Below are 15,016 nucleotides of genomic sequence, written 5' to 3' on the forward strand. Positions count from 1 at the left end.
CATGGGTATGACCATAACAGAAAAAAATATGGCTCGTCACGCAGGGCTAGCAGAAGTAAAAGCAGGTCAAATGATCGAGTGTCAATTAGATTTCATCTTGATGAACGATATTACATTTCCACCAGCGAAAAAAGAGTTTGAAAAAATCGGTAAACCTGTATTCGATGCGGACCGGATCTACTTAGTACCGGATCATTTTACGCCAAATAAAGATATTAAATCTGCCACACAAGCCAAAGTAATGCGCGATTTCGTACGACAACATAAGATTACACACTATTTTGAAGTAGGTCGTATGGGCATTGAGCATGTATTGTTGCCAGAACAAGGTTTGATTGGGCCAGGGGAAATGATCATCGGTGCCGACTCTCACACTTGTACCTATGGTGCGTTGAATGCCTTTGCTACAGGCGTTGGATCTACGGATGCCGGAGTAGCTATGGCAGAAGGCAAAACTTGGTTCAAAGTGCCAGAAACTATTAAGGTTGTTCTAGAAGGAAAACCAGCGAAATGGATTTCCGGTAAAGATATTGTATTGGACTTAATTGGTAAAATTGGTGTGGATGGCGCTCGTTATAAAGCCCTTGAGTTCCATGGTTCTGGTGTGCAATACATGACGATGGCAGACCGTTTGACCATCTGCAACATGGCTATCGAAGCGGGCGGTAAATGCGGGGTATTTCCCTACGATGCAGTGACAGAGGAGTATATCCAAGGTCGCATCACACGTCCTATTGAACCGATTGCAGCAGACGAAGATGCAGAATACTGCCAAGTGGTGACCATCCAATTAGATGAATTAACACCAGTGGTGGCGTACCCACATCTTCCTTCCAATACGCATTACATGAAAGATATCGTGAAAGAAGAGCGCATTCAAATCGACCAAGTTATCATCGGTTCTTGTACGAATGGACGCTTTGAAGATTTACAAATGTGCGCAGAAATTTTTAAGGGTCGCAAGGTAGCGGACTTCGTGCGTTGCATCGTGATCCCAGGTTCCCAAGATGTATATAACCAAGCTGTAAAAGCAGGCTTAATGGACATCTTCATCGAAGCAGGTTGTGCCGTAAGTACACCAACGTGTGGTCCTTGCTTAGGTGGTTACATGGGAATTATGGCAGAAGGAGAACGCACGGTTTCCACGACTAACCGTAATTTCCGTGGTCGTATGGGACACGTGGACAGCGAAGTATATTTAGCAAGCCCCTATGTGGCGGCAGCAAGTGCAGTAGCAGGGTATTTAGCAAGCCCTGAGGAGGTATAATATGGCAGACTTTCAAGGAACAATTTGGCGCTACGGTGACAATGTAGATACAGATGTAATCATTCCAGCGCGCTACTTGGCCATAGCGGATATGGCGGAACTAGCAGAACATGCTATGGAAGACATTGATACTACATTTGCACCGAATGTGAAAGCTGGTGAAATTATGGTAGCTGGCAAAAACTTTGGTTGTGGTTCCTCTCGTGAACATGCGCCAGCAGTGATTAAAGAAAAAGGTATTTCTTGTATCGTAGCAGATAGCTTTGCTCGTATTTTCTTCCGCAATGCCATCAACATCGGTTTACCAGTGATCGAAATTGGCGAAGCTGTGGACCGCATTCAAGAAGGTCACGAAATCGCTGTGGAAATGGCCACAGGTGTTGTCCATAATGTGACAACTGGTGAAAGCTATCAAGGAACAGCGCTACCACAATTTGTGCAAAATATTGCCAAAGCAGGTGGACTGGTGAATTTTGCAAAAACAAGGCAGGAGTAATATGATGAGTGAAAAACAAATTGTCCTAATTGCTGGTGACGGTATTGGGGAAGAGATAACAAATTCGGCACGCGCTGTGGTGGATGCAGCCTTTGCCAAAGCTGGTGTAACAGCAAACTGGATTGAGAAAAAAGCAGGTGGTGCGGCCATCGATGCCTTCGGTGAACCATTGCCACAAGATACCATCGATGCATGCCAAGCAGCAGATGCTGTATTATTAGGTGCTGTAGGCGGCCCTAAATGGGATGACGTAGATCCGTCCATCCGTCCAGAAAAAGCCATCCTTGGTTTACGCAAAGCATTGGGCTTGTTCTGTAACTTGCGCCCAGTGAAAATCTATCCAGCATTGCGTGAATTTTCTCCGTTGAAACCAGAATTGGTAGAAAACGTTGACTTTGTCATTGTTCGTGAACTAACAGGCGGCATCTACTTTGGGGAGCGGGAAGAAGCACAAGGAGAAGGTCCAACAGAGTTTGCTTGGGACAAAGAGACCTATGCTCGTTATGAAGTAGAACGTATTATGGATGTAGCTGTGGAAACAGCTCGTAAACGATCTGGTAAAGTGGTGAGCGTAGATAAAGCTAATGTATTGGCGTCTTCTCGTTTATGGCGTAAAATTGCAAAAGAAAAAGCAGAAGCGAATCCAGATATCAACATGGATTACTACTATGTAGATAATACAGCTATGCAACTCGTGACAAACCCAGGTCAATTTGATGTACTAGTGACAACGAATTTATTTGGAGATATCTTGAGCGATGAAGGGGCTGTTATCTCTGGATCCCTTGGCTTGTTGCCATCTGCCTCCATCGGTACAGGTACTTCTTTGTATGAACCAATCCATGGATCGGCACCAGATATTGCAGGACAAGGCATTGCTAATCCACTAGGAACAATCTTGTCTGCTGCTATGATGTGTCGTTACTCCTTGGACTTGCCAGCAGTAGCAGACTCCATTGAAGAAGCGGTGACAGCTGTTCTTGATGCGGGCTACCGTACAGGTGATATGTACCGCGAAGGATTCACAAAAGTGAATACCCAAGGCATGACTGATGCTGTTATAGCGCATTTAAGGTAAGTTTTCGCAGTATATAAGGTATAAAAATCGCGACACACTCCTCCACAAACTGATACTATCATTAGGTTTGCTCCGGAGTATGCCGCGTTTTTTTGCAACAATATTATGTATGCTCTTTTATCCAAAAAAAGAAAAGCCGAGGTACATCCTGGCTTACATTGCAAATAAAGTATATCCACGGTGGGGGGCACCATACTTATAGGTTCTCTCTTTAAAAATGATACTTCATTTTATGGCGGGGCGCGCCAACGGTAAAGTTCCTCGCTTTTAGAATGATAGAGCATTCTATGGTGGGGAGCACCAACGATAAAGTTCCGCACTTTTAGATATACATTTACAAGTTCATCCTATCACAGAAATATAGGCATGTCAATTAGGATGAAGAACTATTTATTAATCGATTAACCATATTCTAGCATAGGTGTATCTATATAGAAGCTATACTTTGCATTTAATTTTTTGTGTATTTTTATGTATAATAGATTACATATGTCAATGTTGAAAAATAGGGAACGGAAGGAGTTACTATGGCAGATGAACGAGTAACGGATTTACAGCTTGCTCATGCTGTACTAGGCTATACGGGTGTGCCAGGTGCCTATGCCTATGAAGTGTTACAGAATTTACTTTCAAAGTATAAAGAAAAAGGTGGGTCTATAGAGGGGCAACGAATTGAGCGATGTCAAAGTCACCGTGAGTTGGTACAGGCTGTTCATGAAGGGCGCATCGATTATGCCATATTGCCTATTGAAAATTCCATTGTTGGGGAAGTACGGGATAGTACGGACCTAATTAAAGATAAGAACATCCACATTGTAGGGGAGGTCCGCCATCGTATTAGTCATAGCTTGCTAGGTGTACCAGAGGCGACATTAGATGCGATTGAGGAAGTGTATTCTCACGAGCAAGCTCTCATGCAATGCTCTCAATTTTTGGCGACCCATAGTTCGTGGCAGTTGGGACCTATGAGTAATACAGCAGTGAGTGCCAAGTTTGTCAGTGACACTAGAGACGTAACGAAAGCATGCATCGCCAATGCATCGGCTAAAGAATTATACGGCCTCACACTATTGGCTCCCGATATTGCAAACTTTAAAGAAAACTATACAAGATTTTTCATCATTACCCATAAGGATGTGGTGATTCATAATGCACATAAACTGAGTATTATTGTACAAACTCCGAATACGCCAGGCGCTTTGGTGAAAGTCCTTCGTGTCTTTGAAGACCATCAGCTAAATATGGTGAATATCAAATCCCGTCCTTCTATGCATACACCATGGGAATATTTTTTCTACATAGATATTGAAGGAGAAGGTCGACAGGTTGAATTGATGCAAGCGCTTGAGAAAGTACGTAATTTGACGGATTATTTACAAGTGCTAGGACATTATAAAATTTATGACGTTTTATAAGTGTGTACGTTGTGGGATATCTATTGTTATAGGTGAGATAGTCAATGAAGAATGAGCAAGGAGCAAATTAATGAAAAAAGCAATACTTTCTTTTGTTATAGGGGCAGTTGTTAATGCGGGTGTCATGGGTGGTTTTTGGTACCATGATCGTGAGCAATATACACGAACGATTCCAGCTGTAAGTGTACCACCTCAACTAGTACAAGTTGCCAATGGCACACAAGGTACGACAACGAATGGAACTGTGTCACAACAAGCAGGACAAGTAGCGCCACAACAAACAACTCAACAAGTGCAAATTACACAGGAGAAGGCTATTGAAATTTTTAAAGGGGCTTATCCAGACTATCGAATTGAAAAAGTAAAATTTGATACGGATCATGGTCGTGCTCATTATGAAATTGATGGCGAAACAATGACTCGTGATGTAGAAATTAAAATTGATGCAATAACAGGTGAAATCTTCGCAGTAAAAGAAGATCATTAATCTAGTCATACATACAAGTTGTAGATTCTGTGTCCTTTTCCATAGAAATGAATGAAATATTTGCGCTCATTGTCGATGAACCGACGAGTGCTTTGGATGTGCTTGTACAACAAGATATTGTCAATATGCTAACATCGTTTGGAATAGAATAAGAGCATATATAGATAGTTTTTATAGATACTACATATTTATATGAAAATAGATATGTGGTATGGGGCGACATGATAGGCTGTTGGTGATAGAAATAATTTTAAATCCTTGTAAAACATTTGCAAAAATGCAATAATAAATAAGTAATCATATATTGGCTATTAGAAAATATTCGATATAATAACGCCACAAGATATATGGATAAACATTCATATAAAGGCGAAGTAAAAGTATAAGGAGATACTATGGAACGCATTTTTAAACTACAAAATTTGAATTGTGCCAATTGCGCTAGCGTGATTGAAACAAAATTAAATCAACTAGAATCTGTGTCAGCAGCAACTTTCACGCTTGGCACCCAGCAATTGCGCATTACCTCTAGTATAGAAGATACAGATATGTTACGAGATCAAATCCAAGCGGTGTGCGATGCTACGGAAGATGGCGTAGTAGTGGTACCATTTGTGCGTGCACCTAAAAAAGCACAACAAGTAGAGGATGACCATGAGCATAATTCTAGTTTATTGGGGATTATTATAGGCGCTATCGTGATAGTGGTAGCAGAGTTTACAAATTGGGTGCCAGAGCAATACCTGACTCCATTATTAATTGTAACCTTTGTTATATTAGGTTGGCGCATTGCATGGGCAGCGATTAAAAATGTTATGAAAGGTAAATTATTCGATGAAAACTTCTTGATGTCTGTTGCTACTATTGGTGCGTTAATCATCGGTGAATATGTAGAGGCTGTTTGGGTTATGTTGTTCTTCCAAGTAGGGATTTATTTTGAGGAACGTGCTACAGAACGCAGTCGTAATGCGGTGATGGATGCAGTGGATCTTCGCCCAGAAGAAGTGCGTTTAATCGTTTGTGATGGTAGCGTGCAGGTGGTGAATCCAGAAGATGTACAAGTAGGGTCTCATATCGAAATTCGTCCTGGTGATCGTATTCCATTGGATGGCCGTATAGTAGAAGGTACTACGCGTATCGATACAGCAGCGGTAACTGGTGAACCAGTTCCAGTGAGCGCTACCGTAGGTACAGAAGTGATGTCTGGGTGCATCAATGTGGATGGGCGCATTGTCTTAGAAGTAACGCATGAATTAAAAGATTCCATGGTTATGCGCATTCTTGATGCTGTGGAGCATGCAGCGGCATCGAAACCAAAGATCGACCGTTTTATTACTCGTTTCTCTCGCGTATATACGCCAATCGTAGTAGCATTGGCGATTATCGTTGCCGTAGTACCTCCTCTATTCACAGGAGAATGGCAATATTGGATTTATACAGCTTTAACATTCTTAGTAGTATCTTGCCCATGTGCTCTTGTATTATCTGTGCCTTTGGCATTCTTCTCCGGTATCGGCGCTGGTTCTAAACAAGGTATCTTGTTCAAAGGTGGCAAGGCGATCGAGGCTATGAGTCGCGTGAAAGCGATTGCCTTCGATAAAACAGGTACTATCACAACAGGTACTTTCAACGTACAAACAGTAGAAGTAGCTGGCACTTATACAGATAATGAAGTGTTGCAATATGCAGCGGCTCTAGAAGCTGGTTCTACACACCCGATTGCTATGTCCATTGTAGAAGAAGTACAGCGTAGAGGAGTAGAGTTTAATACGGCTAAGGATGTAAAAGAAATCTCTGGTCATGGTATGGTAGGCATTGTAGAAGGCCATACCGTATTGGTTGGTAATGGTCGTTTATTAGAAACAGAACATGTAACGGTACCAATCATTGAACATGTATATGGTAGTGAAGTATTCGTGGCTATTGATGGTCAATATGTAGGTCGTATCGTCATTGCCGATGCTGTGAAAGAGGATTCTAAAGAGGCCATCCGTCGCATGAATGGAAAAGGATATCATACAGTGATGCTCACAGGTGATGTGGCATCCAGTGCGAACCATATTGCCCAAGAAGTAGGTATCCAAGGTGTGCGTGCCGAGTTATTACCACAAGATAAATTAGAAGTGGTGCAATCTCTACGCAGCGAACATGGTTCTGTCATGTTCGTAGGTGATGGTATCAATGACGCGCCTGTGTTAACTGGTGCTGATGTAGGCGGTGCCATGGGTAGTGGTGCAGACTCTGCCATTGAAGCGGCAGACGTAGTATACATGAACTCCAACCTGGATTCCGTATGGCGTTCCTTAAGTATTGCAGAGCGTACCTTGTCCATTGCATGGCAAAATATTTTCTTCGCCATTGCTGTAAAAATTATCGTTATGGTGGCTGGTGTATTTGGCTTTGCAAATATGTGGGTGGCAGTTTTTGCAGATACAGGGGTATCCATTCTTTGTATCTTTAACTCTGTCCGTATTTTCTACAGTAAATAATATAAGTCCTCCTGCTAGCATGTACGCCCAACTATGTGGCAGGAGGGATTGTGATATCTTCCCCTCCTTGCAGTTACGCAAGGCATATATCACTACATAATAACTATACACCGAAGAGGACTTGGCTATTAGGCTAAGTCCTCTTTGTTGCTATATCTTTTTGTGTCATCCAAAATATTTCGTCTTTACATAGAACGTTGGTAGAAATATTTTCTTTTCCTGATTGGTAGATTTGGTTATAAAAATAATTTATTTGGCACTCTAAAGTAATAGGGTGCTTTTTTATTATAGAGGTAAGATGAAAATAGGATAAAAAAATATAAATGAATACACAATCATATGTTGACAAAATAGAAAATTATAGATATAATAAACATGTGAACAAACACTCAAGTGTTAAAACAGTGTTAAAACAAACTTTAAAACAAGTAGTAAGGTTACATATTATAATTCATAAAGGAGATACGATGGAACGCATTTTTACATTACAAAATTTGAACTGTGCAAATTGCGCTAGTGTCATTGAAGAAAAATTAAATCAACTAGAATCTGTGTCGGCAGCGACTTTCACAATTGGTACGAAACAATTGCGGATTACTTCTACCGTAGAAGATACGGATGCTTTGCAAGAACAAATCCAAGCGGTTTGTGATGCTACGGAAGATGGTGTAGTAGTGGTACCATTTGTGCGTGCATCTAAAAAAGCACAACAAGCAGAGGATGACCATGAGCATAATTCTAGTTTAGTGGGGATTATTATAGGCGCTATCGTGATGGTAGTAGCAGAGTTTACCAATTGGGTGTCTGAGCAATATATGATTCCATTGATGGTGGTGACTTTTGTTATACTAGGATGGCGCATTGTATGGGCAGCAATTAAGAATGGTATGAAAGGTAAACTGTTCGATGAAAATTTCTTGATGTCCATTGCTACTATTGGTGCGTTAATCATTGGTGAATATGCAGAGGCAGTTGGGGTTATGTTGTTCTTCCAAGTGGGCATTTATTTTGAGGAACGTGCTACAGAACGCAGTCGTAATGCGGTTATGGATGCAGTGGATCTTCGCCCAGAAGAAGTGCGTTTAATCGCTTGTGATGGCAGCGTGCAGGTGGTGAACCCAGAAGATGTACAAGTCGGATCTCATATCGAAATTCGTCCTGGTGATCGTATTCCATTGGATGGTCGTGTTGTAGAAGGGACTACACGTATCGACACAGCAGCGGTAACTGGTGAACCAGTTCCTGTGAGTGCTACGGTAGGCACTGAAGTGATGTCTGGTTGCATCAATGTAGATGGTCGCATTGTCTTAGAAGTAACGCATGAATTAAAAGATTCCATGGTTATGCGTATTCTAGATGCTGTGGAAAATGCAGCAGCATCGAAACCAAAGATTGATCGTTTTATTACTCGTTTTTCTCGTGTATATACGCCAATCGTAGTGGCATTGGCAATTATCGTTGCCGTGGTACCACCTTTATTCACAGGAGAATGGCAATATTGGATTTATACAGCTTTAACTTTCTTAGTAGTATCTTGTCCATGCGCCTTAGTATTATCTGTGCCATTGGCATTCTTCTCTGGCATTGGTGCTGGTTCTCGACAAGGTATCTTATTCAAAGGTGGTAAAGCAATCGAGGCTATGAGCCGTGTGAAAGCGATTGCATTTGATAAAACTGGTACCATCACAACAGGTACTTTCAACGTACAAACTGTAGAAGTAGCTGGTAAATATACAGAAAACGAAGTGTTGCAATATGCAGCAGCCTTAGAAGCCGTATCTACACACCCAATTGCCATGTCTATCGTAGAAGAAGTACAACGTCGAGGTGTAGAATTTAATACAGCCAAGGATGTAAAAGAAATCTCTGGTCACGGCATGGTAGGCACTGTAGAAGGTCATACTGTATTAGTCGGTAATGGTCGTTTATTGGCGAAAGAAAATGTGGCAACGCCATTGATTGATTATGTGTATGGTAGTGAAGTATTCGTAGCCATTGATGGTCAATACGCAGGTCGTATCATCATTGCCGATGCTTTAAAAGCTGATTCCAAGGAAGCCATTCGTCGCATGAATGGAAAAGGATATCAAACAGTGATGCTTACAGGTGATGTGGCAGCTAGTGCGAAGTACATTGCTCAACAAGTAGGCATCCAAGGAGTGCGTGCTGAATTATTACCACAAGATAAGTTAGAGGTAGTTCAATCTCTTCGCAACGATCATGGTTCTGTCATGTTCGTAGGCGATGGCATCAACGACGCTCCTGTATTGACAGGTGCCGATGTAGGTGGTGCTATGGGTAGTGGTGCAGATTCTGCCATTGAAGCAGCAGACGTAGTATACATGAATTCTAACCTAGAGTCTGTATGGCGTTCTTTGAGTATTGCGGGTCGTACCTTGTCTATTGCATGGCAAAATATATTCTTCGCTATTGCTATAAAAATTATCGTTATGGTAGCAGGCGTATTTGGTTTTGCCAATATGTGGGTAGCTATCTTTGCAGATACAGGGGTATCCATTCTTTGTATCTTGAATTCTATCCGTATTTTCTACAGTAAATAATATAAGTCCTCCTGCTAGCATGTACGCCCTACTATGTAGCAGGAGGCATTGTGATATCTTCCCCCCCTTGTAGTTATACAAGGTATATATCACTACATAATAACTATACAGCAAAGAGGACTTAGTCATGAGGCTAGGTCCTTTTTGTTAGAAACTTTCACAAGAAATCATAAAAAAATTGACGAATTGGCCACGATTGATTAAGATAAAGGGTAGGGTTATTAAGACGTTAAGGAGGTGTCACATGTTAACGGTACACAAACACGTAGAGGGGGAATTGTTTACAGATTCCACTGTACAAGATGCTACAAAAGGTTCATGGATAAATTTGGTGAACCCAGACCCCGATGAGTTGGCTATCGTCAATATGATGACACAGATTCCAACGGATGTACTGAAAGCCGCTTTAGATACGGAAGAACGGTCTCACGTGGAAATTGAAGACGAATATATCTTTGTCGTTATTAATATTCCAGTGCTACGCGGATCTGACGTATATGATGCAGTACCATTAGGTATTTTTGTAACAGAAGATTTTTTCATTACTGTGTGTTTAGAAGAAGCAGAAGTGCTCTATCCATTCTTGAGCAATCAGATGCCGACGTTCTATACTTATAAAAAGACACGATTTTTATTCCAAATCATGTATCGCACGGCCGTATTATATTTACGTTACTTGCAACAAATTGATCGCCGTACTGATGATATTGAAAAGAAACTGCGCCATACAACACGTAATAAAGATTTATTCCAACTCTTGGAGTTGCAAAAATCTATGACGTACTTTACCTCTGCTTTGCGTGGTAATGGAACAGTGATGGAACGCATTTTGCGGATTCGTCGTCATGATGATGTACGATACTTACTAAAAATGTACGAAGAAGATGAAGACCTATTAGAAGATGTGATTATCGAAAACAAGCAGGCCGTGGAAATGGTTGAAATGTATTCTAATATTTTGATGAATATGATGAATGCCTTCACATCTATTATTTCTAACAATTTGAATTTAGTTATGAAATTATTGGCAGCCATGACGATTATGTTAGCGGTGCCGACAGCGATATTTAGTTTATGGGGCATCAATGTGCCTGTTCCATTTGCTGATACTCCATATGGTTTTGAGTATGTGATTGGCATTGGTATTAGTTTTGCAGCGCTGGCAGGCTATTGGCTCTGGAAAAATGATTTCTTTTAGTAATACTATATATGATAAAACACACCTGAGGGCGAGACCTTTAGGTGTGTTTTTCTATGTTATGATTCAGGTTAATTATGAAAGTTTTTTATTTCTATTTTTAAAGTTATAAAAATTAAACAAAATGAATAGATTTGATATATAGATATTTTTCGATTTGTGTAAAAATAATGATTTAAAATGATATAAATCACAGATAAATGCCTATAAATGTACACTTTCAAACAAGCATGCATTCCATGTCTTGCAATATTCACATTAGTCATTTGACAATTTTGATAAAAGAAATTAACATATTTATGTAATATCTATAATATAGTTGGGCGTAGATATTGACTATGAATGCCTTAAATAAGGGAAGAATATTTTGGGGAAGATATTGCTAAAAGTTGTATGGGGTTATGGGCAAGATGGAGCAAGATTGTCTGAGCTGTAGCCCTTGCTGACTTTATGTAGAAGATCCACCTCAAAGGTGGCTTTTTTTATGACCAGATGTTTCATAGTGGTAGAGGGGAAGCCCAAGTACTATTTAGAAGGGACGTGGATGATTGAAAACCATAGTAAGTAAGGTATCACAACTGCTGGTTACATTAATTGGTGTTACGTTTCTGACATTTTGCTTGACCTACATTGCTCCTGGAGATCCAGCCTTAATGGTATTGGAAGCAGGGGACACCATTGTATCACAGGAAATGATTGATGCGACACGAAAAGAGATGGGCTTAGATCGTCCATTTATGGAACAGTATGTGCGTTGGGTAGCGGGGGCTGTACAAGGTGATTTAGGGACCTCCTATTCTGGTAAAAAAGCAGTTACAGAAAAATTATCGGAAGGTTTGGGTGCGACGGCACTATTAGCAGTATCAGCCTTTATATTGAATGTGCTCATTTCCATACCAATGGGGATTTATTCGGCGGTGAAAGCGAATAAACTGCCCGACTTTATTATTCGCTTCTTTGCCTTTGTGAATGTATCGATGCCAAGTTTCTGGTTAGGTATGATTTTACTGTACATCTTTGGTTTGAAATTGCACTGGGTGCCGATTGCGACGTCTACGATTAGTTTCAAAGCATTGATTTTACCAGCAATTACACTTGCCGGTGTGATGGCTGCTAAGTTTACGCGTCAAGTACGGACTGTGATCATTGAAGAGCTACATCAAGATTATGTGATGGGTGCTAGAGCTCGTGGTATGAGTGAGTCTCAAATTCTGTGGAAGCACGTGTTGCCAAATGCTTTATTACCTTTAATTACAATTATGGGTATGGGGATTGGTTGGTTACTAGCTGGTTCTGCGGTGATTGAAATCGTATTTTCTTGGCCAGGAATGGGTAAAATGGCAGTCTATGCCATCGCTATGCGTGACTATCCATTGATTGAGGGCTTTGTATTGTGGATTGCTCTTGCGTACACAGTGATTAATTTCTTAGTCGATATTTCGTACTCTATATTAGATCCACGATTGAAAGCGAGGGGATAAGATGAAAGACTTTATATTGCAGCATAAACGATTCTCTTTCTATTCCCTCTTAGTGGCTATTGTAGTGGGAATTGCTATATTTGCTCCTTATATTACACCGCATGATGCGTTCAATGCAGATATGTCGAAAGCATTTTTAAAACCTTCTGCACAGCATTTGATGGGGACGGATAAATTGGGACGTGACACGTTCTCCCGTATTATTTACGGTACACAAACTTCCTTGTTCATGACTATCATCCTTGTTATCTTAACAGCCGTTGTTGGTACAGTAGTAGGAATCTTGTCTGGATTCTTTGGAGGTAAAGTAGAATTAGTATTGATGCGCTTTACAGACATTATGTTGTCTTTCCCAGGAGTGGTACTGGCTATCGCCATTGCCGGAATTATGGGTGGTAGTGCCATCAATGCGATCTTGGCTCTCGTAGTGGTGAGCTGGGCGAAATATGCACGACTTATACGGTCTGCAGTCATCAAACTTCGCCATAATGACTTTATTGCGGCAGCTAGAGTGAATGGTACGAAGCAATTTACTATTTTATGGCGCCATGTATTGCCGAATGTATTGCCTTTAATCGTGATTACGGGGGCGATGGACATCGGTACGATGATGATGGAAATTGCGGGTCTTTCCTTTTTGGGATTTGGGGCACAGCCACCAACACCAGAATGGGGCTTAATGCTCAATGAGAACCGTCAATATATTTTATCGTCACCAGAGTTAATGTTATATCCAGGTATGGCAATTTTTATTGTCGTAACGATTTTTAACTTGTGGGGCGATTCACTGCGAGATATTTTAGATCCTCGTAGTACAGACTCTCATTAAAATGTGTTAGTAACAAGTTTTGTAGAAAGGAACTTAAGATGAAACAAAGTTGGAAAAAGTGGCTTCGTAATGCTACATTTGGCGTTATGGCCGTAGCAGCATTAGGTGTGATTGCAGGTTGTGGTAGCGATAACAATGGACCTGCAGACAAAAGTGTAGTAAAATTCGGTGTTACAAACTTCGCTGACACATTAGAACCTACACAAAACTACTTCGGTTGGGTAGTTATGCGCTATGGTATTGGCGAAACTTTGGCTAAATTTGACGATAAAATGAACACGCAACCTTGGTTGGCTGAAAGTTGGTCTGTATCTGACGATAAATTGACTTGGACTTTCAAAATTAGTGATAAAGCAAAATTCTCCAATGGTAACAAAGTAACAGCAGAAGCGGTAAAAGAATCTATTGAGCGTGCTTTCGAGAAAAATAAACGTGCCGCTACATTCTTCAAATACACAGATATCAAAGCAGAAGGTCAAAACTTGATCATCACTACTGATAAAGCGTATCCAAATGTGCCTGGTTTCTTGGCTGACCCATTATTCATCATCGTAGATGTGTCTGCTGAAAAAGCGGGTCGTGACTTCGCAAAAGAAGGTCCTATTGGTACTGGCCCGTACAAAGTGAAATCCTTCACAAAAGAAAAAGCAGTAGTAGAAGCTAACGAAAACTACTGGGATGGAGAAGTTCCTTTCAAAACAGTAGAAATTCCATCCATCGATGACCCAACTACACGTGCGTTGGCATTGCAAAACGGTGACGTAGACTTCGCAGTTAATATCGGTGCTGGCGACCTTGAGTCCATGCGTAATGACAGCAAATTCAAAGTAGATGAAATTGCGTCTTTACGTACAGTATTAGCTCGTATCAACCAAAAAGGTGTACTAGGTGACGAAAAAGTTCGCGCTGCTTTCATCAGTGGTACAGATCGTGAATCCTACAACAAAGTATTATTAAAAGATACGTTCATTCCTGGTAAAGCACCAATTCCACCAAGCTTGGATTATGGATTTGATAGCTTGAAAGACCCTAATGCGTACAACCCTGAGCGTTCCAAACAATTATTGGCAGAAGCCGGTTGGAAAGATACTGATGGAGATGGTTTCGTAGACAAAGATGGCAAAAACTTAGAAGTGCGTTTCGTAGTGTATAACAGCCGTCAAGAGCTTCCTATCTATGCAGAAGCTGTTCAATCGGACATGAAAAAAATCGGTATCAAAGTAAACATCGAATCCGTGGACTATAACTTAATCGATAAAATGGGTATCGATGGGGACTATGACTTGTTGATCTCCAACATCGTAACAGCGAATACTGGTGACCCTGAAATCTTCTTGAAATGGTACTGGAAAACTAACATGAACGGTGAAAATCCTCAAAATGGTTCCGGTTACAGCAACCCTAAATTTGATGAAATCATGGATCAATTAGCAGTTGAATTCGACAAAACTAAACGTCAAAGCTTAATTATCGAAGCACAACAAATCTTATTGAATGATGGTGCGGCATTGTTCTTAGGTTACCCTAAAACAAACATCGTCAACAATACTTGGTTAACAAATGTAGTGATGTACCCAACAGACTACTACTGGTTGACTAAAGACGTAAAACCAGCAAAATAATCCTTTGCAGATGTCCGCAACAATCGGGAGGCACTTTGCCTCCCCTTGTTGTATGTATGAAATAGTAACTTTCACTAGCATCTCTGAGAACTA

The 15,016-nt window shown here is 40.8% G+C and carries 12 protein-coding genes; all 12 read left to right on the forward strand.

The genetic code is table 11. The features are described 5' to 3' along the window. The first annotated feature begins 1 nt into the window (after position 1). Positions 2–1,267: a 3-isopropylmalate dehydratase large subunit gene (gene leuC, locus EO122_RS07330; protein WP_127010012.1), complete on the forward strand. Its 1,266-nt coding sequence runs from the start codon at positions 2–4 to the stop codon at positions 1,265–1,267. Position 1,268: 1 nt separating this feature from the next. Further along, entirely contained in the window at positions 1,269–1,763 is a 495-nt protein-coding gene (locus EO122_RS07335; protein ID WP_127010013.1) for a 3-isopropylmalate dehydratase small subunit, read from the forward strand. A 4-nt stretch (positions 1,764–1,767) separates the two neighbouring features. Next, positions 1,768–2,841 (forward strand): 3-isopropylmalate dehydrogenase, encoded by a 1,074-nt coding sequence (leuB, locus tag EO122_RS07340; RefSeq protein ID WP_127010029.1) that lies wholly within the window; start codon positions 1,768–1,770, stop codon positions 2,839–2,841. A gap of 527 nt (positions 2,842–3,368) precedes the next feature. Then, positions 3,369–4,256 carry a prephenate dehydratase gene (gene pheA / locus EO122_RS07345; protein WP_127010014.1) on the forward strand — a complete coding sequence of 296 codons (888 nt, stop codon included), beginning with the start codon at positions 3,369–3,371 and terminating at the stop codon, positions 4,254–4,256. A gap of 70 nt (positions 4,257–4,326) precedes the next feature. Beyond that, positions 4,327–4,743 (forward strand): PepSY domain-containing protein, encoded by a 417-nt coding sequence (locus EO122_RS07350; RefSeq protein ID WP_127010015.1) that lies wholly within the window; start codon positions 4,327–4,329, stop codon positions 4,741–4,743. Positions 4,744–4,772: 29 nt separating this feature from the next. Continuing rightward, complete coding sequence (locus tag EO122_RS08390; RefSeq protein WP_256359610.1) at positions 4,773–4,895, forward strand: hypothetical protein; 123 nt, start codon at positions 4,773–4,775, stop codon at positions 4,893–4,895. Positions 4,896–5,138: 243 nt separating this feature from the next. Then, positions 5,139–7,232 (forward strand): heavy metal translocating P-type ATPase, encoded by a 2,094-nt coding sequence (locus tag EO122_RS07355; RefSeq protein ID WP_127010016.1) that lies wholly within the window; start codon positions 5,139–5,141, stop codon positions 7,230–7,232. A gap of 467 nt (positions 7,233–7,699) precedes the next feature. Continuing rightward, positions 7,700–9,793 carry a heavy metal translocating P-type ATPase gene (locus tag EO122_RS07360; protein ID WP_127010017.1) on the forward strand — a complete coding sequence of 698 codons (2,094 nt, stop codon included), beginning with the start codon at positions 7,700–7,702 and terminating at the stop codon, positions 9,791–9,793. Positions 9,794–10,037: 244 nt separating this feature from the next. Then, a complete protein-coding gene (locus tag EO122_RS07365; RefSeq protein ID WP_126937716.1) occupies positions 10,038–10,991 on the forward strand; it encodes a magnesium transporter CorA family protein in 954 nt (317 codons plus the stop codon). Between the two features lie 548 nt (positions 10,992–11,539). Beyond that, complete coding sequence (gene nikB, locus EO122_RS07370) at positions 11,540–12,472, forward strand: nickel ABC transporter permease (protein WP_127010018.1); 933 nt, start codon at positions 11,540–11,542, stop codon at positions 12,470–12,472. 1 nt (position 12,473) lies between these two features. Next, positions 12,474–13,301 carry a nickel transporter permease gene (gene nikC, locus EO122_RS07375; RefSeq protein ID WP_126937714.1) on the forward strand — a complete coding sequence of 276 codons (828 nt, stop codon included), beginning with the start codon at positions 12,474–12,476 and terminating at the stop codon, positions 13,299–13,301. A gap of 38 nt (positions 13,302–13,339) precedes the next feature. Further along, the gene (locus EO122_RS07380) at positions 13,340–14,923 is read left to right on the forward strand and encodes an ABC transporter substrate-binding protein (RefSeq protein WP_206168522.1); all 1,584 of its coding nucleotides are present in this window, start codon (positions 13,340–13,342) and stop codon (positions 14,921–14,923) included. Positions 14,924–15,016: the final 93 nt, after the last annotated feature.

This window comes from Veillonella sp. CHU110 (assembly GCF_003992255.1).
GTDB lineage: Bacteria > Bacillota > Negativicutes > Veillonellales > Veillonellaceae > F0422.